Source organism: Paeniglutamicibacter psychrophenolicus (assembly GCF_030812255.1).
Taxonomy (GTDB): domain Bacteria; phylum Actinomycetota; class Actinomycetes; order Actinomycetales; family Micrococcaceae; genus Paeniglutamicibacter; species Paeniglutamicibacter psychrophenolicus_A.
The window spans coordinates 287,095-310,353 of sequence record NZ_JAUSSH010000001.1 but is presented as its reverse complement, the minus strand read 5'-3'; the positions used below and the strand labels follow the sequence as shown (position 1 = coordinate 310,353).

Here is a 23,259-nt window from a genome sequence, read left to right as displayed (position 1 = left end):
TTCATCCTTATGTTGTTGGTTCAGGTTTCAGGCGACCAGCGGGACACGCACCAACGCGGCCCTGGCTGTCCTGGTGTTTTCGATGACGAAGTTCGCAAGGTGCGGCAGGTACCGGTCATCAGAGCATTCAAGGATGCGTCCGTCGGCCGCATAGGTCAGCCGGTGCTCGCGCAGCAGTGCCGAGCCCGGCTCCACGCCCAACAGCTCGGCGTCGGTCGCGTCCGCGCCGACCGCATCAATCACGTGCCTGCCCCGGGTCAGGTCCACGCCCCGGCTCGTCAGGTATCCGAAGATCGAGCCGCTGTCGGTGTCGAAGCCAAAAAGTGCGTTGCCGACCTCCACGATGAAGTTGCTGCGTTCGACCATGGTCGGATTCCCGTCAAGGGACCGCAGCCGCAGCACCTGGATGACCGGCTCCCCGGGCCGGAGCCCCATCTTTCCCGCCAGGTCCTCGTCGGCGGGGCGCCGGGCGATCTCCAGGGTCCGTTGGCCCGGTTCCCGGCCCAGCGAATGGGCCCACTCCGAAAAGGACATGAAGGTGGCAAACGACTGGGACGGGACCGGACGGGCGACCACCGGGGGCTTTCCCCGGCCGCCGGTGACCATCCCCTCGCTGCGCAGGCTTGCCAACGCCTGGCGGACGGTTCCACGGGAAACGCCGTGCTGGGTGCAAAGCTCCGCTTCGCTGGGCAACGGCTTGCCCTCTTTCCAGTCGCCGGAAGAGATCTTCTCGCGGAAGAGGTCGCTGAGTCGCTGGTGGATGGGTTCATCGGATATTGACGGCACGTACTTGAGCATACAAGTGGAATCCGCGGCAATCCGGGGGCCTGGGTGAACTGTAAATGAACAGGTCATGAAGGGATTATCGACCAAATGAACCGTTGGTGAACTTGTTTGGACAAGTGCCGTTCTGGCTTGATCCCGGGTGCCCCGAGCGGCAACCATCAATGCCGTGAACATGATCAAAACGAATTCCGAGGCCACCGCAGAACCGGTGGCAAGCACCGACGTCCTGGTCGTCGGGGCAGGCATCATTGGCCTGGCCCACGCCGCGCTGGCCCTGCAAGCGGGCCTGAGCGTCACCGTCATCGAACGCGACCACCGTGCGGTGGGCGCCTCGGTGCGCAACTTCGGCCATGCCTGCATCACTGCCCAGCACGGCGAGCTCTACGAACTGGCCCAGGCCGGCCGGAAGCACTGGCTCGACTTCGCCGACAAGGCAGGGTTCTGGGCCATCGAGTCCGGCGCCCTGGTGGTCGCCGCGACGGAGACCGAGCTGCAACTGCTGCGCGAATTCTCCGCCTCGCGCCCCGAGGGCCAGGTCACCGTCCTGGACCCGGATGCCGTGCGGGCCAGGCTCGGCCGCGAAAACACCGACGGCATCCGCGGCGGCGCCTTCCTGGCCGATGACCTGCGTGTCGACCCGCGCACCACCGTCGCCACCCTGGCCGGATGGCTCGACGCCCAGGACGACGCAGCGGTGCACTTCAACACCGCCGCCCTGGGCTTCGGCAGCGGCACCTCGCGCAGGGCCCGGGTGGACACCGGCCGCGGCGCCTTCGAGGCGGACCGGGTATTCATCTGCGTCGGCCACGACGTGGATTACCTGTTCCCGCAGATCGCCGCCGAGCACCGGATCACCCGCTGCGCCCTGCAGATGGCCGCGGCCCCCGCCCCGGAAAGCACCACCATCATCCCGGCAGTGCTCACCGCGACCTCCATGCTGCGCTACGACGCCTTCACGCAGCTGCCCTCGGCGAGCGCACTGCGCGCACAGGTCGCCGCCGCACGCCCGGACCTGCTGGAGATCGGCGCCAACGTGATGTTCACACAGCGTCCCGACGGCACCTTGCTGCTCGGGGACTCGCACTCCTACGGCCTGGCCCAGGACCCGTTCCTGAACGAATCCACGACCCAGACGCTCCTGCAGGCCGCGGCGAAGGTGCTCGATGTCCGGTCCTTCGACACTTCCGAACGCTGGCAGGGCATCTATGCCTCCTCCGAGGTCTCCCCGCTCCTGGTGCGCGACATCACCGAGGCCATCACCCTGGTCTCGGTGACCAGCGGCATCGGCATGACGCTCTCCTTCGGCCTGGCCGAGGCAAACCTCAACTCCCGTCCCGTCTCCCGGCCCACCGCCTCCACCACCACCCGCTAAGGACCAGGCTTTCCATGAAAACCACTCGCACCCTCGCCCTGTCCCTGGCAGCGCTCGCTGCCTTCACGCTGGCGGGTTGCTCCTCCACCGAGGCCCCGGCCAACGCCGATTCCAACGCCTTCTGCCCCACCGGGGAACTGAAATTCGGCATAGAACCGTTCGAAGACCCCACCAAGCTCGAACCCGCCTACCAGGTCCTGGCCTCCGCACTGGGCAAGGAACTGGACTGCATGGTCGAAGTCCAGGTCGTGGAGGACTACGCCGCCGAAGTGCTCTCGATGCGCAACGGCAAGCTGGACATCGGCCAGTTCGGTCCCATGGGCTACGTCTTCGCCTCCACCAAGGCCAACGCCGAGCCGCTGGCGTCCTTCGGCACCTCCGATGGCTTGCTCTCCTCCTACACCGCCGGCATCTGGGTACCGGAGGACTCGGACATCCGGTCCATCGAGGACTTGCGAGGCAAGGACCTGGCCCTGGGCTCGGTCGGTTCCACCAGCGGGGACGTGCTTCCGCGCTTCGGCCTGAAAAAGGCCGGAATCGCCGAGGACGAACTGAACATGAACTACGCCGGCGGGCACCCCGAGGCCCTGCTGGCCCTGGCCAAGGGCACCGTGGACGCGGCCCAGATCAACTCGCAGACCCTGGCCAGCGCCACCGAATCGGGCGACTTCGACCCCGCCGGATTCCGCCAGGTCTGGGAAAGCGAAGCCATCCCCAACGACCCGATCACGGTCTCGGCGGACGCCGACCCGGCCTTCAAGGCCGCGGTGAAGGACGCGCTGCTGAACCTGGCCCCGGCCGACATCGAGGCCGTGGGCAAGTTCCTGGACGTCACCCCGGCCGGGCCCCTGATCGAGGTCACCAGGGAAACCTACAACCCGCTCTTCGACCTGGCCGAAACCATGGGCCTGACCGAGAAGGACATCTAATGACCACCCTGCACCTTCCAATCCCCCGGCTGGCCCAAGCCGCAGTGCCCGGCGAACCCATCCTTGAGGTGGAAAACCTCACCAAGTCCTTTGGCGGACGCACCGTGCTGGACGGGGTCGATTTCACCCTGTCCCGCGGCTCCGTTGTCGCCTTCCTGGGCGCCAACGGCTCGGGCAAGTCGACCACGCTCAAGTGCATCATGGGCCTGGAGACCCCCGAGGACGGCTCCATCAAGTTGGCCGGAACCGAGCTGTCCGCGCTGCGCGGAACCGAACTGGCCAAGGCCAGGTCCGCGGTGGCCATGGTCTTCCAGAAGATCCACCTGGTCCCGCGCCGCACCGCACTGGACAACGTATGCGCCGGCGCCCTGGGCAGGCTCGGCGGCCCGGCCTCCATCAGCCCGATGTTCTTCCCCCGCGAGCTGAAGGAGGAGGCCATGGCTGCCCTGGCCCGCGTCGGCATGGCCGACCGTGCCCATGAGAAGGCCGGCCGGCTTTCGGGCGGGCAGGCCCAGCGTGTGGCGGTCGCCCGCGCCCTGTGCCAGCGCGCTTCCGTGGTGCTGGCCGACGAGCCGGTCGCCGCCCTTGACCCGCGCGCCGCCGAGGAAGTCATGGCACTGCTGGCCGAACTGGCCCACGAGGAAAACCTGGCCGTGGCCGCGGTGCTGCATCAGCCGGATTTGGCCCTGCGCCACGCCGACACCGTTATCGGCCTGATAGACGGCCGCATCGAATACTCCGGGGACATCTCCGGGCTGGATGCGTCCATGCAGGCCCGCCTCTACACCCCGCACCGGGCAGCGGCATGAGCGCACCGGTCGCACGGCTCTCGGTTCCCAAGCTCCCCAACGCCGGGTGGCGGATCACCTCGATCCTCACCGCCATCGCGGTGTTCGTCGTGCTGCACGTCTTCGCGCTGCGCGGCACCGACTTCGAGGTGGCGGCACTGGTCACCGGCGCCGAGGGCATGGCCTCCTTCCTGGCCGACGCCTTCCCGCCGGACCTGGACTGGGAAGGGGTGCTGGCCCCGGCCTTGAAGGCCACCACGGTGACGCTGTGGATCGGCCTGTTGGGCACCACGCTCTCGATTCCCAGTGCCCTGCTGCTGGCGGTGTTCGCTTCACGCACCACCACCCCGCACCGGGCCGTGTACCAGCTCTCCCGCGCGATCCTGTCCTTCTTCCGCGCGGTCCCCGACATCGTGTTCGCGCTGATCTTCGTCACCGCGGTGGGCCTTGGCCCCTTCGCCGGGGTGCTCGCATTGATCTGCCACAACACCGGGGTCATGGGCAAGCTCTGGGCCGAGTCCATGGAGGAGACCGACAACGGTCCGCAACAGGCACTGTCCACCGCCGGTGCCTCGCGCCTGCAGCAGGTCACCCACGCGGCCCTGCCCATGGTGCTGGGCCAATTCGTCGGGTTGCTGCTCTACCGCTTCGACGTGAACGTGCGCTCCTCGCTGGTGCTGGGACTCGTCGGTGCCGGCGGCATCGGGCTGCTGATCAACCAGTCCATCAAGTCCTTCCGCTTCGATGCGATGGCCACGCAGATCATCGTGGTGCTGGTGCTGATCATCCTGGTCGACCAGCTCTCCTCGTTCATCAGGCGCAAGCTCGAGGTCTAGCAGGACTTTCCGGGCCTCGGGCTGCGTGGAGGAGTGGAGGAGCGCAAGCTTGTCCAAGGCCAACGGGCCATATGAAGCAGGCTCCGCCGTCCACAGGGGCATGGCAGGCACCAAGCGAACCTTGCTCCCGAACGGTATACGCGCCATGCACTGGTTGCCGCGCGTGGCTGGCCCGTTATGCCATGGCGGGCGGGGCTGCTGAACCCACCGGGACTTCCGACGAAGAACGGATTTGGGTGCCCCGGTGCTGCCGAGGCTTGCTCTGGTGCCGGGAATTGCCGTGAACGGGCCCGCCGCTGAAATTTCGGTGCCGACACCACCTTGCACGTGGCAAGAAGCTTCGTCGTGACCCCTCCGGTGTTTAGCCTCCATTGTCCTCCGACGCAGATTGGTGGCGCTTGCCGAAGCTGGGCAACCCTGCCGAGAAGGCACACCAGTGAGCCCACGCCTAGGCCTGCACACGATGATTCCGCAGCGCCAAAAACCCTTGGAACCATCGAACGACATACCTTCCACGCGTATGCCACTGCGTGAATCAGGACGCGCGGGCACCACCCCAGGGTGCGGACCGGATCCTCCAACCTTTGGCACCGGTAACAGGATCAACCACTTCAGCTTGCACCTGGGCTCCATCGATTGCGGCGGCACACCGTCGGTTGAGCCAGCACATTGTCATCGTTGGGCCACAGGATCCCCACCATCCGGTCCTTTGGCATGCAGAATCCTGGAAAGCCCGGCCTGGGTTTCCTCTATCCCGACAACAGGAACAACGCGTATACGCTTCCGAACGAGCTCGGCAGCAACATCGCCCTGGGTTTCTGGAAGGCAGCGCGGTTCGCGCTGCCTTCGTCTTGGGAATCGTGTCCGGCTCCATGCTGGCGGCCGATTCCGATCGGTGCCATGATCGAGGTATCGCCGAAAATGAAAATCTGGATAAGGGTAAGACGACCCTCCTGCGATTACCACCTGGGGTCGCGAGACCTCGTCATAGGAGGACAACAACGTGCTCATATTGGTGCTGAATTCCGGCTCATCGTCAATCAAGTTCCAGCTGCACCGGTTACAAGAACCGAGCACCGCGAACCGGTCCACGGTGCTGGTCGCCGGCCAGGTCGAGAGGCTTGCCGGGGTCGAAGCTCCGAGCGAGTATGGGCAGACCCTCAGCCAAGTCAACCAGCAGGTGATTCGGGTCTTGTCTGGGCAGAAAATCGATGTGATCGGACATCGGGTGGTCCATGGAGGCGAACTCTTCACGGAACCCACCGTGCTTACCGACGAGGTCATCGGTGCACTGGAACAGCTGACTCATTTGGCGCCGTTGCACATACCCCAGGACGTTGCCGGAATCCGTGCTGCTGCCACCATCTGGCCCGGAATCCCTCAGGTTGCCGTCTTCGACACTGCGTTCCACCGGACCCTGCCCGAATCTGCCTGGCGCTTTGCCATCCCGGACGACCTCTACCTCGACCACGGGATCCGACGCTATGGCTTTCACGGTATCTCCCTTGCCTTTGTAACCGACCAAGCGTCCAGCTTCCTCGGGATCCCTTCCGAAGCACTCGACGGCATCGTCGCCCATTTGGGCAATGGCGCCTCCGTAACCGCCATTCGCGGAGGACGGAGCATCGATACGTCCATGGGCTTCACTCCCGTGGACGGCCTGGTCATGGGAACCCGGTGCGGGGACCTCGATCCCTCGGTGATCTTGTTCCTGCAACGCCGGGGACTCGACGCCGATGCGATCGAGGAACTTCTCAACCGGAAGTCCGGCCTGCGGGCCCTTTGCGGCACCAGTGACATGCGATCGGTCGAGGAAGCGGCCCAAGCCGGCCAGGCCAGGGCCGTCCTCGCCATGGAGATCGCCGCCTACCGACTCGCGAAATACATTGGCGGCTACCATGTGGCTGTCGGCGGAGCCAAGGTGCTGGTCTTTACCGGTGGCATCGGGGAAAATTCGGCCCCTTTTCGTTCGTTGGTTCTTGGCAAGCTGGCCCCGCTGGGAATCGTGCCGGACGGCTCCGCCAACGAGGGAGGTGCCACGGGGACGCGGTTGATTAGCTCCGCATGTTCTTCGTTCCCGGTTCTCGTTGTTCCCACCGATGAAGCATCCGTCATTGCAGCAGCCGCTGCCTCGCTGTTGCCGATTCCCTAGGTCGCCCGGTGGTCCGCGCTGGACCGGACAACTTGCTTGCTGGCCACACGCGCACCTCCCGGCCCCAGGGGCCCGGCAACGCTGAACCGAGAAGCGCGCCGATGCACATGGTGGGGCCCTTCGCGTTTGCGGCTTGTCGGTGCCCTGCGCTCCGATCTTGAAAAGAACCAGCTCTTGGCAATTTCGACCAAGACGAGGTACACCACCGTCAGCCCAAGCAGCGACAGGAAGAACGGGGCAGGCAACGGATCAAAACCCAGCAGGCCAGCCACCGGTGACAAGGGGATAAAAATGCCCAGCGCGACCACTCCCAAGGCGGACCCAAGCAGTCCCATCGAGGGTCGGCTGCGAAGGAACGGCACACGGCGGGTCCTGATCGCAAAAATGATCAGAGTTTGCGTCGCGATGGATTCAATGAACCAACCGGCCCGAAACTCGCCTTGAGCCGCATGGACTGCGAAGATCATCAGGCTGAAGGTCGCAAAATCAAAGAGCGAACTGATCGGTCCGAACAGGAGCATGAAGCGCCGAATAAGGGAGATGTCCCAATGCGAGGGTGCGAACATCTGTTCCTTGTCCACGTTGTCCCCGGGGATGGCAAGCTGTCCGGTGTCATAGAGCAGGTTGTTGAGCAGGATTTGCCCCGGCAGCATGGGCAGGAAACTCAAGACAACGGAGGCTGTAGCCGCACTGAACATGTTCCCGAAATTGCTTGAGGTTCCCATCAACACATATTTCATGGTGTTGGCAAAGATCCTCCGTCCGTCTCGGACTCCTTCGGCCAGAACGCCCAGGTCCTTGTCCATCAGGACAATGTCGGCCGCGTCCTTCGCAACGTCCGTAGCGCTGTCAACAGAGATTCCTACGTCTGCCTTGTGAAGTCCGAGGGCGTCGTTGACGCCGTCCCCCAGGAATCCGACGGCGCTTCCGTCTTGCCGCAGAAGCCTGATAAGTCTTGCCTTCTGTTCGGGGGAAACCCTGGCAAAGATGTTTGCGTCCCGGGCAGCAACGATCAAATGCTCATCCGTCATCGCGTCCATCTGGATTCCGGTCAGGGTTCCGCCCAATACCAGGCCCAGCTCCCGACACACCTTCTCGGCCACCCTGGCGTTGTCCCCCGTGGCGATCTTCACCGTGATGCCCAACGCTGCCAGCTCCACGAGCGACTCCTTGGCATTCGGCTTCGGGTTGTCCTGGAAGGTAAGGAATCCGGCCAGGCGCAATCCCCGTTCGTCGGCGATTCCAAGTCCGGGCAGGTTGACGGTGGCACGGGTAGCCACAGCGACCACTCTCGCGCCCTGATCGTATAGTTCATCAAGTCGGGAATGCGCATCGGGAGGGACGTCGACACACAAGCGCATGAGATCTTCCGGGGCACCCTTGCTGATGATGCGTTGGTTCCCGGCCGGGTCCGACACCAGAACACTGGACATCCTGCGTTGGTGGTCAAAGGGAACAATGTCCACCCGCTTCCAGCTGCCCGGCACAAATTCACGGGCTGCCGGAGCATTCCATAACGCGGTGTCCAAGGGATTGTGTCCTTCCGTGGAGACCACTGCACCGGAAAAGTCCATTTCCGTGGAGACCAGTCCCAGGAGGAACAGTTCCGCAACGGAGAGGTCCGGAAGCACCGGCAGTGCCTTCGAGAAGCCGATGCGACCCTCGGTCAGGGTCCCGGTCTTGTCGGTGACCAGCACGTCCATGTCTCCCAGGTCTTCGATGCAGACCAGACGTTTGACCAGGACATTCCGTCTGGCCAACATCCTGGTCCCGGTGGCTAGGCAGGTGCTTACCACTGCGGGCAACAGCTGGGGCGTTATGCCCACCGCAATCGCCAGGGAGAACAGCAATGACTCGATGAACGGACGGCCAAGTAGCAGGTTCGCGATGAAGATGAGCGTAGTCAGGACGACCGCCACCTGCAGAAGAAGGTACGAGAAACGCTTGAGGCCTTGCTGGAATTCGGTTTGCGGCTGTCCTTCCCCCAAACCCAAGGCGATTTGGCCAAACTCGGCGCGGCCGCCCGTGGCCACAACCACGCCGGTGCAACTGCCGAATTGGATGACGGTTCCCATGAAGGCGCACGAACTCATGTCCCCAACGGAAACCTCACCGCCAACGGGGGCAGGATCCTTTCGAACCGGCAGTGATTCCCCCGTGAGGATGCTTTCGTCGCACGACATCTCGTCACAAACCAAGAGCCTGATATCGGCAGGCACGATAGCGCCCAAGAATAGCCGGACGACATCGCCGGGAACCAACCTCACAACGTCGAGTTGGCGCTCCTTGCCATCCCGCAGGGCCACAACGGTGTGGGTCACGCGTTTGTGAAGTGCCTCCGCTGCTCGTTCAGCCCGGAATTCGCTGCTGAAACCCAATCCGATACTGACCGCCAAGATCACGGCAATAACCACCGAGTTGGTGATGTCCCCCAGAAAGACGGATAAACCGGCAGTGGCCAATAGGAGCCTGAGGATCGGACTACGCAGTTGCCTCCACAGCACAGCCCCAGGCTGTGCCTTATGGGTTCGCAATGCGTTGGGGCCCACCACGGCTAGCCGTCGTGCCGCTTCCGGCTCGCCCAGCCCCACCTTGGTCGTGTCCAGGTCAAGCAGGACACGTTCCGTTGGCCGGCGGGCGGCGTCTTGGATCGAAAGTGCCGGGCTCGCCGCCATTCCCAGTCCGGCTACTTGGACCCCCGCCGGCTTCATGTTCCGATCGATTCTTCCGTTGGTGGTTGCGACGGTGAATGGACCACGAGCACCGGACACTTTGCATGCTCCGCACACGCCGAGCTGACGGATCCGAGCAACAAGCCGGCGAATCCTCCATGACCGCGCGAACCGACGACCAGCATGCAGGCTGAAGCGCTTCGCTCAATCAGGATGCGCGCGGGCATGCCCTGGCAGCACTGCGCAAACAGGCCCTCAGGCATATTGTTTCCGAAGGCCTCGGCCAGGGAATCGTCCATCACCTGTTGCGCGTCTGTCTCCGGATTCCAGGTCGGGGATGCATAGGCACCCCAGGCGTTTTCAAAATGCCACACGTTGACGGCAACGACTACCGCCCCGAGGGAAGGAGCCAGCTTGGCTGCCCATTTGAGGGCTTCCACGGAACCGGCAGATCCATCTACTCCCACCAGGATGTGTGCACGATCAATGCTGGCCATGTCTTCCATCGTTCTACCGTTCGTCGTCAACGCGGCACGGGGCAAACGACATGTCATGAGCCAGGGGCCACCGCCGAGACCCTCCGTCCCCGGATATCAATCATTGGCCCTGTGCGACGCTGCCGAACAGGGTACAACGTCCCTAACCGTCCTACCGGATCCGTGCAACAGTGGAAGCACCGCAGCATCCGCCACTCGATTCGAAGCACCGGTCGGGTGAATCCGGATCAGGCAACGGCCACTTGGAGCAGTCCTTGAAGAATCGGTTCAATCCCGTCGATCCCCCGGCAGTGCAGGCTCCGGTCCCGGCCATGGATGCAGGAGAGCTCGACCTCCTGAACCGGTACTGGAATGCGGCAAATTACCTGACCGTTGCCCAGATCTACCTCCAGGACAATGCGTTGCTGCGCGTTCCATTGGCCGCTGGACACATCAAGCCGCGACTGCTGGGGCATTGGGGAACGAGTCCCGGATTGTCCATGATCTATGTGAATCTCAATCGGCTCATCCGCATGACCGGCGCCCAGGTCCTGTTCATGACCGGTCCCGGACACGGCGGACCCGCAGTGGTAGCCAACCTGTATCTGGAAGGAACCTATTCCGAGATCTACCCCGAGGTCGGCCGGGATCTTCCGGGGCTGCAACGGCTGGTCCGTCAGTTTTCCACTCCGGGCGGCATCCCCAGCCATGTAGGGCCGGCCACACCCGGTTCCATCCACGAAGGCGGGGAGTTGGGCTACTCGCTGGCACATGCAACCGGTGCCGCAATGGACAACCCCGACCTCATAGTCGCCTGCGTGGTCGGCGACGGGGAAGCCGAAACGGGCCCATTGGAAGGAGCATGGAAGGCTCCTTCGTTCCTGAACCCTGACCGGGATGGGGCCGTCCTGCCGATTCTGCACCTCAACGGTCACAAGATTTCCGGTCCCACGATCCTGGGCCGGCGTTCCGACAGCCAGGTCATGGCGCTGTTGCGCGCTCACGGCTGGGAACCGGTCATGGTCACCGGTGACGACCCTGCCCTTGTACATACGAGCCTTGCCCGGGCCCTCGCCGACTCCCACACCCGGATCATCCAGATCCAGGAGCGGGCCCGCAGTCATGGAAACACAGGGCCTGCCCCGTGGCCTGCCATCGTCATGCGCACCCCAAAGGGCTGGTCGGGCCCGGCCTTCGTGGATGGAGTCCCGATCGAGGGCACGTTCCGTGCCCACCAGGTTCCGTTGGGCTCGGTCCGGGAGAATCCCGCCCACTTGGCTCAGCTGGAATCCTGGTTGCGCTCCTACAAACCGGAAACGCTCTTTGATGAGGACGGACGGCTGGTTCCGGAACTTGCGGCACTCGCCCCCCCAGGGGCACTTGCGCATGGGCGCCAATCACTGGGCCAACGGCGGTTCGTCGGCCCCGCTGCCGCTGCGGCCGCTGGAAGACTATGCCCTCAAGGTGGGTGCTCCGGGTTCCACCAAACACGAAACCACCAGGCCGTTGGGTGAGATGTTTCGCGACATCTATGCCGATACGGCCCAGGATCCCCGGTTCAGGCTGTTCAGCCCGGATGAAACCAACAGCAATCGACTTGGTGCCGTCTTCGAGGTCACCGACAGGTGCCTGATGACTCCGTCGTTGGACGGCGATGACCATTTGTCCCGGAACGGCCGCGTCATGGAGGTCCTTTCGGAGCACCTCTGTCAGGGCTGGCTCGAAGGCTACGTCCTCACCGGACGGTATGGATTCTTTGCCACCTATGAAGCGTTTGCCATGGTGAGCGCCTCCATGACCGTCCAACACGCCAAATGGCTCCAGCACGCCCGTGAACTACCCTGGCGGCACCCCGTGCCCAGCCTGAACATCCTGCTCACATCGACGTGTTGGCGCAACGACCACAATGGCTTCAGCCACCAGGGACCGGGCCTGATCGACACCGTGCTGTCCCTGTCCGGCTCGGTGGTCCGGGTCTATCTTCCCCCGGACTCCAACACCTTGTTGGCCACGGCCGAACACGTCCTACGCAGCAATGGCCACCTGAACCTGGTCGTCGTGGACAAGCAACCCCACCCCCAATACCTCGATCTGGAGGAGGCCCGCCGACACGCCGCAGCCGGTGCCTCGATCTGGCGGTGGGCGGGCAACGAGGATTCGCCCGGAAACACGATCAGCGGCCGGAGCACAAGGACCGGCACCGAATCATCCGTCACGGCTGCCGACGGGCAGTTGCCGCAGGCCGAGCCGGACATCGTCCTTGCCTGCGCCGGCGATGTCCCTACCGAGGAGACGCTCGCCGCGGCATGGTTGTTGCAGCGCTATGTACCCGGGCTGCGGGTCCGGGTGGTCAATGTGATGGATGTGTTCGTGCTTCCGCCCCATGCCGTCCATCCCCATGGGCTCACCGACGCCGGTTTCGAAGGCCTGTTCACCGCTGAGCGCGATGTTGTCGTGGCATGGCATGGGTACGCCCGAGCCATACACCAACTGCTGCACGGACGCTCGAATCCGGGCCGTTTCCACGTCCGCGGCTACAACGAACAAGGAACTACGACGACGCCGTTCGACATGGTGGTCCTCAACCGCATGAGCCGCTACCACCTTGCCCTCGAGGCGTTGAACCGGGTCGACGGCCAGTTCGATGGCGCCCTCGAATTGGTGGAGCACTGCCGGGCCATGCTCGTGAAACACGAAGCCTACATTCGCCGGCATTTGGAAGACATGCCCGAAATCCGCGACTGGGTCTGGTCCCCGCCTCGGGGCTGAAACCCCTCGCAGGTAAAGGACCATCACTGTCCTGGTCCTGCGGCGTTCAAGACAGATTCCCGCTACCGCCGAAGGGTTCGCCCCCGGGCGGGAAGCATCTGCGGCCGGCTCATAGTCCCGGCACGATTCCTGCTTCGATCCGTGCCAGCACCTCACGATAGTCCAGCTGGGCCAGATCCACCGCGTCGATCTCCTCCCAACGCCGCGGTGCAGCCACGGTCGGGAGCGCCGAGCCTCGCAAGGAGTATGGAACAACCGTCGTCTTTCCCGGCCAGTTTTGGCTCCAGTCGACCAGCACCTTTCCCCGACGCAATTCCTTGTCCATGCGGCTGACCACCATCTCCGGATATTCACTTTCCAAGGACATGGCCAGTTCATGTGCCAGGCGTGCGACCTCGTCCGACGTCCTCTTTCCGTCAAGCTCGGCATACACGTGCAAGCCCTTGCGTCCGCTGGTGACAGGGAGGGAGACGACGCCCATTTGGGCAAGCGATTCCTTGACAAGGAGGGCCACGGCGGCGCACTCGGGCAAGCCTGCACCTTCTCCCGGGTCCAGATCCAGCACCATGCGGTCGGGGTGCTGCGGAGTGCCATCCGGGGAAAATCGCCATTGCGGCGCGTGGATCTCGAGGGTCGCAGTCTGGGCAAGCCAAACCAATGTCCGGGCATCGTTGACCATCGGATAGATATTCACATGATCCTTGTGCTGCATTCTTTGGCGCAGTACCCACTCGGGCGTGGAGGCATCAAGATTCTTCTGGAAGAAGCTCTTGCCGGGATCTGTGCCGGTTCCCACTCCGTCAATCCATCGTTTACGGGTTGCGGGCCGGTCCCTGGCCCATGGGATCATTACCGGGGCTACTTGCATGTAGTACATGGCCACATCCAGCTTGGTGGTACCGGTTTCCGGATAGAGAACCTTCCCGGGGTGCGTGAAACGGACAGCTCCACCGTCCACATGCAATTCCTGCGCGCTCATGGTGAGCCCCGGGTTCCACAACGGTTCGGGTTACCGACAGCTTGGCTTGGAGGCCGTCCGCATCCGGGTCCCTGGCCAACCACGGTCTCGAGCCCGGCACCGTCGTTCATTCGAGGATCACCTTTCCTCTGCGATCATTGACTCTCGATTCTGATGCCGGGATCGACAGATGTCCAGAGCTATCACGAGCCGAATAGCTTGTCCGGCCCCGCCGCCGCCCTATGCCCTGGGCCACCATCAGGGCTACGCTGTCGATCATGTTACTGGTCTGTTCTGGGGTTCCCGTCCTCGGTTGCTTCCTCCGTCCGGCCGAAGCATCCAAGCCCAGGAGTGAACCGTGACCTCGCACTTTGAACGCTATGCTGAAGTTGCGGAAATCCTCGTCAGGCATGGTTTCGAATCGTTGGTGAACGTTCTAGGACTGGAACGGCTGCAGTTGCGTTCGATACCACGCGCGTCCGGACCGTTGAGTAATCCGGATCGCCTGGTTCTGGCCTTGGAAGAGCTGGGGCCCGCCTTCATCAAACTTGGGCAAGTGCTTTCCACGCGGCCGGATCTACTTCCGCCAAACTACCTTGCGGCGCTTTCCAGGCTCCAAGACGGTACACTTCCCGTTCCGTCAAACATCATTCGTTCCTTGATCACACAGGAATTGGGCGCATCTCCCGAGGAAGTGTTTGCCGACTTCAGTGATGCTCCCTTGGCCAGCGCGTCCATCGGCCAAGCCCATGCCGCGACCCTGCACAACGGCACCGCTGTGGTCGTCAAGGTTCGGCGGCCCGGCGTTGTCTCACAGGTGCAGGAAGACCTGGAGATCCTGCAAAACCTGGCCCACCAGGCAAGCCGCAATTGGAGCGCCGTGGCGGACTACAACGTGGAGTCGATAGCGGCTGCCTTTGCGGCAACGCTTCGGGCCGAGTTGGACTACCTCAAGGAAGGCCAGAACGCAGAAAGATTTGCCAACAACTTTGCCGGAGACGCAAGTATCCACATTCCAAAGGTCTTCTGGGAAACCACGACGTCCCGGGTCCTGACGATCGAAAGGATCCACGGACTGAAGATCGATGATGCAAAGATCCGCGCCATGCCCGTGGCCGCACGGGACCAATTGGCCGAGCAGGCCACACGAGCAATCGCGCAAATGATCTTCGATGATGGGTTCTTCCACGCAGACCCACACCCCGGAAATCTGTTCGTTGAATCCACCGGGTGTATTGGGTTGATCGATTTTGGAATGGTTGGCGAGCTGAGCGAGCGTCTCCGAGACCAACTCGGCAAGCTACTCCTTGCGTTCAGCAGGAACGACGCCGACCGGATTTCCCGCTGCCTGATTCAGCTCTCGATCAACACGAACACCACAAACCGGGAACGACTCGTGCAGGACATCGGACACTTCATGCGGCAATATCAGGGCAAGCTTCTTGGCGAAGTCCAGCTCTCGTCCCTCGTCACCGAGCTCCTCGCCATCCTGCGCACCCACCGGCTTCAATTGCCCAGCGAAATGGCGATGCTGGCAAAGATGATCCTGATGACCGAAGGCATGGGCGTTCGGCTCAATCCCGAGTTCAATCTCGGTGAGGTGCTCAAGCCCTATGCGGGCAGGCTGGCCCTCGAACGGCTCAATCCGCGCAGACTACCTGGCATGCTCAAGCAGTGGGGATTGGATGCTGCGGACCTCGGCGCCGACCTGCCCGAACTCCTGGAGCGCGTGCTTCGAAACCTCGACGACGGCCCCGAGGTGCGACTCCGTTCCGACGACCTCCTGCCGTTGCTTGCCCGGGCGGAACGCATCGGAAATCGGCTCGTGGCAGGCATGATTCTCGCAGCGTTCATCCGCGGAATCGGGGATCTAACAACTGCTGACCGTGATCGATTGAATTCGTGGCAAAACTGGTTGCTTGCCGGCGGTCTCGGCGCCATGGGGGCCATGGGCGGTTACCTGGCGTGGACCTCCAGACCGAAGGCGCGACGCCCCGGGCCGTAGTGATGCGCTGCGCCTCTCAATCAAGATTGGGATGGCCTTCTGCCCGCTACACGATGTAATCTTCGGGAAAGGTCACTCGAACCCGAGCAGTGCCATCGCGGGACAATGGAACAGACCAAAACAATCGCGTGCCCTGGACTGCATCGCCTTCCACCTGAAATACGCCGTTAAGCTTCAGGGCCCGGGTTTCGAGGTTTTCCAATCCGCTCCGTCCGGCCGGATTGCCAATTCCGCGGCCGTTATCGCTCACCGTGACGTTCAATCTGGCTTCGTTTATGGCCACGGCGACGACGATTTCGTCCCCCTGAGAATGCCTGACGGCATTGCTGACGCCCTCGGTGACCACCGCGAGGAGGTTCTGCGCAACATTCGGCGAGACCTGTGAGTCAAGGGGCCCGGACAACACGATGCTCGGCGTAAACGAAAGGGACTTGGAGACTTCCCGCACGGCATTCAGGATTCGGCTGCTCAGCAGTTCCCTCTCACCAGTGGAGACCCTCAGCGAATAAATGGTTTCCCGCAGTTCTTTGATCGTTGCGTCCAGTTCATCGGTGATTGTCCGGATGCGCGAAAGTCCCTGTGGGTCGATGACGAAACGACCCAGACTCTGTACGTTCAGTCCTGCGGCAAACAGGCGTTGGATGACGACGTCGTGAAGATCTTGGGCGATTCGGTCTCTGTCCGTATACAAGATCAGCTGTTCACGGAGCTGGTGGGCCTTGGCCAATTCCAGTGACAACGCCGACTGAGCACAAAAAACGGCGACCATTTCGATAACCACCGTCGAGAACAACGCACCGCCGTTCCCCCGGAGGAGCACCAACAATCCCTGGGCAGCGCTCTTGGTACCAAGACGAGCCAAGAGGGCAGGACCATCTGCCGAGGAGAAGTCCGGTCCAAGCAAGCCAGATGCTTTTTCAAAGGCCACGGGCTGGCCCGAAGCCAGAACACTTCGAACAGCCCCCGGATCCAGTTTCAGCGGGAGCCGACTCACCCCGGGCAACAACCCCGCCGATTTTGCGACTACCTCAAATTCTTCTCCGTTGTCCGATGGGCTGCAGATCAGGACCATGGCCGATTCCGAAGCTTCAAGGGCCGCTTGCGCCACGAACTCCGGGCCCGACCCGATGTTCTTCGTTGCCGCGCCCATCATGTGGACGGCAACTTTTCTACCGGCTTCCAGCCATCGGGTTCGCAATTGGGCTTCATCAAATAGTTTCGCGTTCTCGATGGCAAACCCGGCTGCACCGGCAAGGGCCACTGCCAGCTCCTCGTCTTCAGCCGTAAAAAGTTTTCCATCCCTCTTTTCGGTCAGGTACAGGTTCCCGAACACCTCGTCATGGATCCGGATTGGGACGCCCAGAAACGTACGCATTGGTGGATGGTGCTTCGGAAACCCGTATGATGCGGGGTGCTCATGCAGATCGGGGAGCCTGATTGGCCGTGGATCACGGATCAAGAGCCCGAGAACGCCATGACCGGTGGGCAACGGCCCGATGAGGCGCCCCAGTTCCGCGTCGATGCCTTCGGTAATGAAGTGGCTCAATTCCTTACCGTCTCCAAGGACTCCAAGCGCGCCGTACTGGGCGTCCAACAGCTGGCAAGCGGACTGAACCACCCGCCGAAGCACTGCTTCGAGGCTCAGTTCTTCCGCAATGGACAGCACTGCCGAGAGCAGTCCCTGGAGTCTCGCGTCCGGATGCTGGGCACGCGAAACCGATTCTTCCATTGGTCGCCTCCATCGAATGTTGGCTACTGAAACCGTGACATGATCCGTTTGCCGACCCCTTGGCCCACGATACGCCCCAAGGGGCGTAGCCACCATGCCTGCGCGAGTTGCCACAAGGTCATCCACCGACCCCGGCGGCGCCCTTGGCTCCCCACGCTGTGAAGCAGCGAAGACCCACTGGCCGATCATGCCCAACCCTGCATGGATTCGAATCGGATTCTTGCGTGACAGCACGGAGCGTCCCGGGCTGCCTCGGGTCAGGGGACGGTGCGCGAACAACAGGAACGTTGGTTGAAGGCAGCCACAATCGCTTTCCAACCCCCTGGGGGCCATTTCCCACACCAGCGACCTCACTTCGCTGGGCACGGCTACACCATGCCTGGATCGAACTTGGAATTCCTTTTGCGAACAACCTGCATCGGATCCCTGAACCAAACGGTCGATGGCATTCGCCGATCCCGATCCAGCTTGCGCGTATTTGGAAACGGTACGGGCCCTAAGACCCTTGCCCGCGTGACCGGCCCCACGTAGCGTCAATTTCACCGGTACCAGGGCGGTCTTCCCTGCCGCCTATCCCTAGCTCCCAAGGATCCATCATGAAGGCATTGATCTACCATGGTCCGGGTGACAAGTCCTGGTCGGATGCTCCAGACCCGCAAATCCTCCATGCCGGCGACGCAATCGTCAGGGTGGATACCACAACGATCTGCGGAACCGACCTCCACATTCTCAAGGGTGACGTTCCGGCTGCCCTGCCCGGACGGATCTTGGGTCACGAAGGCGTTGGAACCGTGATGGAGACGGGGCCGGGCGTTCACGACCTGACCGCGGGCGACCGGGTCCTGATCTCCTGCATCAAGTCGTGCGGACACTGCCCCAATTGCCGTATCGGGCTGTACTCCCATTGCCTCGGCCAGGAGGGACAATCCGGCATCGGCTGGGTTTTTGGCCACCTCATCGATGGCACCCAAGCCGAATTCGTCCGGGTGCCCTACGCAGACAACTCGCTGTACAAGCTGCCCGAAAGCGTCAGCAATGTCGAGGGAGTCATGCTCTCGGACATCTTGCCCACGGGCTTCGAAATCGGGATCCTCGCCGGCGGGGTCAAGCCCGGGGATGTGGTCGCAGTCGTCGGCGCCGGACCGGTTGGGCTTGCCGCCATCGCCACCGCCGGGCTCTGCGGAGCCGGGACCGTCGTGGCCATCGACCGGGATGCCAACAGACTCGAGCAGGCCCGGGAATTCGGGGCGACGGATACCGTTGACTCCACCGCTGTGGATTGGCGCAAGCAGGTCATGGCCCTCACCGATGGCGCAGGGGTGGATGTGTCCGTCGAGGCCGTTGGGCTGCCGGAAACCTTCACCATGGCGGCGGGGCTTGTCCGTCCGGGCGGCCGAATTGCCAATGTCGGGGTCCACGGCACCAGCGTTGAACTGGCCTTGCAGGAGCTGTGGATCCAGAACATCAGCATCACCATGGGACTGGTCAACACCAATACCACCCCGATGCTGCTGAAGCTCGTGGCGCAGCACAAGATCCCGGCCGCAAAGTTCGCCACCCACACGTTCACGTTCGATCAGATCATTGGCGCCTACGACACCTTCTCCCGGGCTGCCGAGACCAAGGCGCTGAAAGTCATCATCAATCGCGTCAACTCACAATCCTGAAAGGCAGAATCATGGAACAGGTCACCATCATCGGCAACGGGCACATGGCCCGGTCCATCGCCGTCCGAATGCTCCAAGCCAGGCGCTCCGTGCAAATCCTTGGCCGCAACGGCGAAAAGACCAGGGATCTGGTGGAGTTCCTCGGCGCCGGCGCCCGGGGCGGCGCCGAGGGCGCGCCCATCGACGGAGGTATCGTGTTCCTCGCAGTGCCCTACAACGAAGGAAAGGACGCCATGCTCGTCTATGGCGACGCCCTGGCCGGAAAAGTCGTCGTAGACATCAGCAATCCCGTGGACCTGGCAACCTTTGACAAGCTGCTGGTCCCGAGCGGAACGTCCGCGGCCGAAGAGATCGCCGTGCATGCCAGCCCGGAAGCCCATGTTGTCAAGGCGTTCAACACCTGCCTGGCCAAGCCCCTGGAGGCGGGGTCCGTGGCCGGGTTGCTGCTGGATGTCTTCATCGCGGGCGACTCCGAGCAGGCCAAGGTCGAGGTCAGCGCCGTCGTGGCGGCCTCGGGGCTGCGCCCGATTGACGTCGGGCCGTTGCGCCGGGCCCGCGAGCTGGAGGCCATGATGTTGCTGGTCATGGGCCTGCAGGTCAGCCCCGACCAGGACAACTTCAATTGGGATACGTCCCTGAAGCTCCTTCCTTAGGAAGACATGAAAGCACCGTCGGAAAGGCCGGACCGCATCGTCGTAGGAATCGACGGCTCCGGATGCTCCAGGTTGGTCTTGCAGACCGCAGCAGCGGTTGCGGCGGCCTTGAAACTGAACCTGCAGGTCATTAGTTGCTGGAGCCGCCAGGATTTCCTCTTTGCCTCGCAGTTTCCCGGTGGCCGGTTCCCAGACCCGGATCTGGTCGAAAGGGAAGCATCGCATCTGGTGAATGACACCATCAAGCGCGCGTTTGGCCCGAACCGACCACCCGGACTGACCGTCAGAATCAGGTACGGGCATCCGGCAGCGGTCCTGATCGAGGAGATCGCCAATGCGCGAATGCTCGTAGTGGGCCGGCGCGGCCGCGGAGGATTCAACGGCTTGCCGATCGGATCCGTGGCTTCCGCATGCACCGCCTATGCCCATTGTCCGGTGGTCGTCGTCAATGACCCGGATCAGGACGGATTCAACCGGTCATAACCGGCAAACACGGAACGGTCCGATGCGGTCCATTCGCCAACACCTCATGATCACGGCCACCCTTCTGGTGGGGGTGCCTCGTGCTCCTGCTCCTGCTGTTCGGCCACGGAGGCAACGCGCAATTGCTGGCCGGCGTCTTTGCCGCGGCCGCCGCCGTACAACGGGGTGCGGAAATGATCCGCGAGATGTCCCACGGCCGCTGGGGCGTGGACTTTCTTGCCGTCACGGCCATCGCCAGCACCATCGCCGTGGGTGAATACCTCGCGGCCTTGATCGTCGTGTTGATGCTTTACAGCGGGTCGGAGCCGGAAACCCATGCCTCAGGCAGGGCAAAGGCGGAACCGGGTGCGCTGTTGAGCCGCGTACCACAAACCGCCCACGGGGAAGAAGGGGGCTCCTCGAAGACGTGTCCGTCACGGAGGCCAGGCCCGGGGACGTGCTGCTCATCCGCCCGGCAGAAGTGGTGCCGGTCGACGGGAGGCTGCTCTCCGCGGGAGGGTCCTCCGACGAGTCTGCGATCGCCGGTGAAAGCCTCCCGGTCGAAGCGGCCAAGGGCGATGAGGTCCTGAGCGGTTCGGTCAATGGTGCCGCAGCCGTGCGAATGAGGGCGATCGCTGCTGCGGCCGATTCCCAGTACAGCCGGATCATCGCCTTGGTCCGGGACTCTGCCGAAAGCCGTGCCCCCGTCGTGCGCCTCGCAGACCGCCATGCCATTCCCTTTACGCTGCTTGCCCTGGCGATTGGGGGGGTGCCGCCTGGTTGTCCAGCGGCGAGGCGCTGCGCTTTGCCGAGGTGATGGTCGTTGCCACCCCTTGCCCGTTGCCTATCGCGGCCCCCGTGGCATCACTCGGCGGCATGAGCAGGGCGGCCAGGAACGGGATCATCGTCAAGCACGGGGGAACCCACGAACAGCTGGCAAGGATCCGGACGGCCGTCTTTGACAAGACCGGGACGTTGACGCATGGCCGGCCCACGCTCGTGGAGGTCAGGTTGGCGGGCGGAGCGGGCACGCGCGCGGGCGAGTCGGAGCTGCTTGCGTTGGCGGCAGCGGCGGAGCTCCACTCCTCCCACGTCCTCGCGGCCTCGGTGGTCGAATCAGCCCGAAACCACGCCCTGGAGATATCCGCCCCCGACGACGCGGTCGAACACGCCACCGACGGCGTTGCCGCCAGCGTTCGCGGGCACCGGGTACTCGTGGGAAAGCGGGAACTTGTCGAGACGAGCGCCGGCGCCATTGGCGAAGAACCGCTGGCAAGCGGCGAGCTTGCCGTGTAAGTCGGGTGCGACAACGTCTATGCCGGGGCACCGATCATGAGCGACCCGCTGCGGGGAAACGTCGTGCCGATGCTGGCCAGGCTGTCCGGCCTGGACGTCCGCCGGACCCTGATGGTGACGGGCGATGCCCAGGCAACGGCAAAACACATCGCGGCATTGGCGGGCATGCCCGAAGTCCTCGCCGGCTGCCGTCCGGAGCAGAAGGTCACCGTGGTTCGGTCCTTGGAACCCCGGCCGGTCATGATGGTCGGAGACGGCATCAACGACGCGCCCGTCCTGGCGGTGGCCGACGTGGGCGTGGCCATGGGCGCCCGGGGATCCGCTGCCGCCAGCGAGTCCGCCGATGTGGTGATCATGGTCGATGACCTGTCCAAGGTGGCCGATGCCGTCCGCATCGGCAGGGACACGGTCCGCATCGCGGTGCAAAGCATCTGGATCGGCATCGGTCTGAGCTTGGTGTTGATGGTGCTTGCCGCGGTGGGTCAGGTCCCCGCCGTGGTCGGCGCCCTGAGCCGGGAATCGGTCGATCGGGCAACCAGTCCCAACGCGCTCAGGGCCTTGACGTTCAATGAACGAGCCATCGGCGGCCAACCGGCAGCCCCTCGAGCGGCCACCGCGCTGAACATGCCGGAATCAAGTTAGTTGTTCCCGGACGGAGCAAGGGCATGATCCGGGGTCCGAAGCATTGCCCGAGATCCGGTGCAGGATCCGCTGCACGCAGGGAATCCGCCAGCATGCGTTCGAGCGGGGCAAGCCCCTGGCCGGCGCAAGGCAACGCTTCGCTCGGGTCCGTCTCCCGGACGACTGCTGCTCCTCCAAGGGCCCGACCGACGGCTCAGGATCCGTCCGCCGGTTCGCCGCTCGATCTCTTCGCTGCATCAGTGTTGTCTTCTCCCGGGGATTCAAGGGCCTTCGCCGCCGGGCGAACCACAAGCACCGGACATGATGCATGCGCCGCACACGACGAGCTGACCGATCCGAGCAGGAGGCCGGCGAACCCTCCATGGCCCCGTGAACCGACTATGAGCATTTGCGCGGATTCGCTCTCCTCCAGCAGGATCTCCGAGGGACGGCCCGTGCGGCATTCCTCAACGAGACCTTCGGGTGGATCATCGCCGAAGGCTTCCGCCAGGGCATCTTTCAGGACCTCCCGCATGATTGTCTCGCCATCGTGTGCGGAGATGGAAAAAGGGCCGAAGAACATGTCGAGATGCCACACCGATACGGCCTTGATGCCCACTCCCAACCGGCCCGCCAGCTTCTTCGCCCAGCGCAGGGCCAATACCGATTCGGGCGAACCATCCACACCAACCAAGATGGGCAAGTTTCCACCTGCCGTTGTCTCGTCCATCGAAACCACCATTCCTCGATTGTCTTTGGCCGGTCTTCGCCACAAGGGCGACTGCCGGGGCACCGCAGACCGCGGGAGAAGCCATGCGATCCGGCGATTGCCCGGTTCCAATGCTGGACATCCTGCCATGGCGGTGCATGGGGCACAAGGTCCTCGGGCATCCGGGCGTCTCGGCGAGACCACCGGCCACCAGATCCCGCCGTGTTTCCGGTCAAGGGCCCAAATGGCAGCGAAGATGCGCCGCGCCGTCCCCCGCCAACCGGATTGACCTGATCATCGGGATCACACCGATGTCGAACTTGCAGGGCCGGACCCCGTGGATTAGGGGCCTTCCCGCGCAGGGCCTTCCGCGGGGATC

18 protein-coding genes and 1 pseudogene are annotated in these 23,259 nt (G+C 63.4%); 13 read left to right on the top strand and 6 right to left on the bottom strand.

Annotated features, from left to right (window positions below; all coding sequences use genetic code 11):
- Nucleotides 1-27: 27 nt before the first annotated feature.
- Nucleotides 28-786 (bottom strand): GntR family transcriptional regulator, encoded by a 759-nt coding sequence (locus J2T21_RS01375; protein ID WP_307577684.1) that lies wholly within the window; start codon nucleotides 784-786, stop codon nucleotides 28-30.
- Between the two features lie 172 nt (nucleotides 787-958).
- Between J2T21_RS01375 and J2T21_RS01370 the strand changes: the two genes are divergently transcribed.
- The 5 genes from J2T21_RS01370 to J2T21_RS01350 all read left to right on the top strand — a co-directional run bounded on the left by J2T21_RS01370 (nucleotide 959) and on the right by J2T21_RS01350 (nucleotide 6,863).
- Complete coding sequence (locus J2T21_RS01370; RefSeq protein ID WP_307577682.1) at nucleotides 959-2,158, top strand: TIGR03364 family FAD-dependent oxidoreductase; 1,200 nt, start codon at nucleotides 959-961, stop codon at nucleotides 2,156-2,158.
- Between the two features lie 14 nt (nucleotides 2,159-2,172).
- Entirely contained in the window at nucleotides 2,173-3,087 is a 915-nt protein-coding gene (locus tag J2T21_RS01365; RefSeq protein ID WP_307577680.1) for a phosphate/phosphite/phosphonate ABC transporter substrate-binding protein, read from the top strand.
- Complete coding sequence (locus J2T21_RS01360) at nucleotides 3,087-3,896, top strand: phosphonate ABC transporter ATP-binding protein (RefSeq protein WP_307577678.1); 810 nt, start codon at nucleotides 3,087-3,089, stop codon at nucleotides 3,894-3,896. The genes J2T21_RS01365 and J2T21_RS01360 overlap by 1 nt, the downstream gene beginning before the upstream one ends.
- Entirely contained in the window at nucleotides 3,893-4,711 is an 819-nt protein-coding gene (phnE, locus tag J2T21_RS01355) for a phosphonate ABC transporter, permease protein PhnE (protein WP_113763355.1), read from the top strand. Before J2T21_RS01360 ends, phnE begins: the two co-directional genes overlap by 4 nt.
- A 1,003-nt stretch (nucleotides 4,712-5,714) precedes the next feature.
- On the top strand, nucleotides 5,715-6,863 hold the full coding sequence (locus J2T21_RS01350) for an acetate/propionate family kinase (RefSeq protein ID WP_307577676.1): 1,149 nt from the start codon (nucleotides 5,715-5,717) through the stop codon (nucleotides 6,861-6,863).
- On the opposite strand, the gene mgtA is transcribed toward J2T21_RS01350, so the two are convergent.
- Both mgtA and J2T21_RS01340 read right to left on the bottom strand, forming a co-directional pair.
- On the bottom strand, nucleotides 6,860-9,538 hold the full coding sequence (gene mgtA / locus J2T21_RS01345; RefSeq protein ID WP_307577674.1) for a magnesium-translocating P-type ATPase: 2,679 nt from the start codon (nucleotides 9,536-9,538) through the stop codon (nucleotides 6,860-6,862). The two genes, J2T21_RS01350 and mgtA, sit on opposite strands and share 4 nt — an antisense overlap.
- 32 nt (nucleotides 9,539-9,570) lie before the next feature.
- Entirely contained in the window at nucleotides 9,571-10,032 is a 462-nt protein-coding gene (locus J2T21_RS01340) for a universal stress protein (protein WP_286166822.1), read from the bottom strand.
- Nucleotides 10,033-10,343: 311 nt separating this feature from the next.
- Here J2T21_RS01340 and J2T21_RS20795 point away from each other — a divergent pair.
- Nucleotides 10,344-12,780 (top strand): annotated as a pseudogene (locus J2T21_RS20795) (phosphoketolase family protein).
- Between the two features lie 109 nt (nucleotides 12,781-12,889).
- Here the strand turns inward: J2T21_RS20795 and ligD are convergent.
- Nucleotides 12,890-13,759, bottom strand: a complete 870-nt coding sequence (gene ligD / locus J2T21_RS01325) for a non-homologous end-joining DNA ligase (protein WP_307577670.1) — start codon at nucleotides 13,757-13,759, stop codon at nucleotides 12,890-12,892.
- Nucleotides 13,760-14,096: 337 nt separating this feature from the next.
- Here ligD and J2T21_RS01320 point away from each other — a divergent pair, with 337 nt between their 5' ends.
- On the top strand, nucleotides 14,097-15,743 hold the full coding sequence (locus J2T21_RS01320) for an ABC1 kinase family protein (RefSeq protein WP_307577668.1): 1,647 nt from the start codon (nucleotides 14,097-14,099) through the stop codon (nucleotides 15,741-15,743).
- A gap of 46 nt (nucleotides 15,744-15,789) precedes the next feature.
- Here the strand turns inward: J2T21_RS01320 and J2T21_RS01315 are convergent, their stop codons facing one another.
- Entirely contained in the window at nucleotides 15,790-17,472 is a 1,683-nt protein-coding gene (locus tag J2T21_RS01315; protein ID WP_307577666.1) for a GAF domain-containing sensor histidine kinase, read from the bottom strand.
- Between the two features lie 596 nt (nucleotides 17,473-18,068).
- Between J2T21_RS01315 and J2T21_RS01310 the strand changes: the two genes are divergently transcribed.
- The 6 genes from J2T21_RS01310 (at nucleotide 18,069) to J2T21_RS20785 (ending at nucleotide 22,192) form a co-directional block, all read left to right on the top strand.
- On the top strand, nucleotides 18,069-19,139 hold the full coding sequence (locus J2T21_RS01310; protein WP_307577664.1) for a zinc-dependent alcohol dehydrogenase family protein: 1,071 nt from the start codon (nucleotides 18,069-18,071) through the stop codon (nucleotides 19,137-19,139).
- Nucleotides 19,140-19,150: 11 nt separating this feature from the next.
- The gene (locus J2T21_RS01305) at nucleotides 19,151-19,792 is read left to right on the top strand and encodes an NADPH-dependent F420 reductase (RefSeq protein WP_307577662.1); all 642 of its coding nucleotides are present in this window, start codon (nucleotides 19,151-19,153) and stop codon (nucleotides 19,790-19,792) included.
- 6 nt (nucleotides 19,793-19,798) lie between these two features.
- Entirely contained in the window at nucleotides 19,799-20,275 is a 477-nt protein-coding gene (locus J2T21_RS01300) for a universal stress protein (RefSeq protein WP_307577660.1), read from the top strand.
- Between the two features lie 406 nt (nucleotides 20,276-20,681).
- Complete coding sequence (locus J2T21_RS01295; protein ID WP_307577658.1) at nucleotides 20,682-21,071, top strand: P-type ATPase; 390 nt, start codon at nucleotides 20,682-20,684, stop codon at nucleotides 21,069-21,071.
- Nucleotides 21,072-21,112: 41 nt separating this feature from the next.
- Nucleotides 21,113-21,550: an HAD family hydrolase gene (locus J2T21_RS20790; RefSeq protein WP_373457869.1), complete on the top strand. Its 438-nt coding sequence runs from the start codon at nucleotides 21,113-21,115 to the stop codon at nucleotides 21,548-21,550.
- Nucleotides 21,551-21,586: 36 nt separating this feature from the next.
- Nucleotides 21,587-22,192 (top strand): HAD-IC family P-type ATPase, encoded by a 606-nt coding sequence (locus J2T21_RS20785; RefSeq protein ID WP_373457868.1) that lies wholly within the window; start codon nucleotides 21,587-21,589, stop codon nucleotides 22,190-22,192.
- Nucleotides 22,193-22,385: 193 nt separating this feature from the next.
- Here the strand turns inward: J2T21_RS20785 and J2T21_RS01285 are convergent, their stop codons facing one another.
- Nucleotides 22,386-22,901: a universal stress protein gene (locus tag J2T21_RS01285; RefSeq protein ID WP_113763401.1), complete on the bottom strand. Its 516-nt coding sequence runs from the start codon at nucleotides 22,899-22,901 to the stop codon at nucleotides 22,386-22,388.
- Nucleotides 22,902-23,259: the final 358 nt, after the last annotated feature.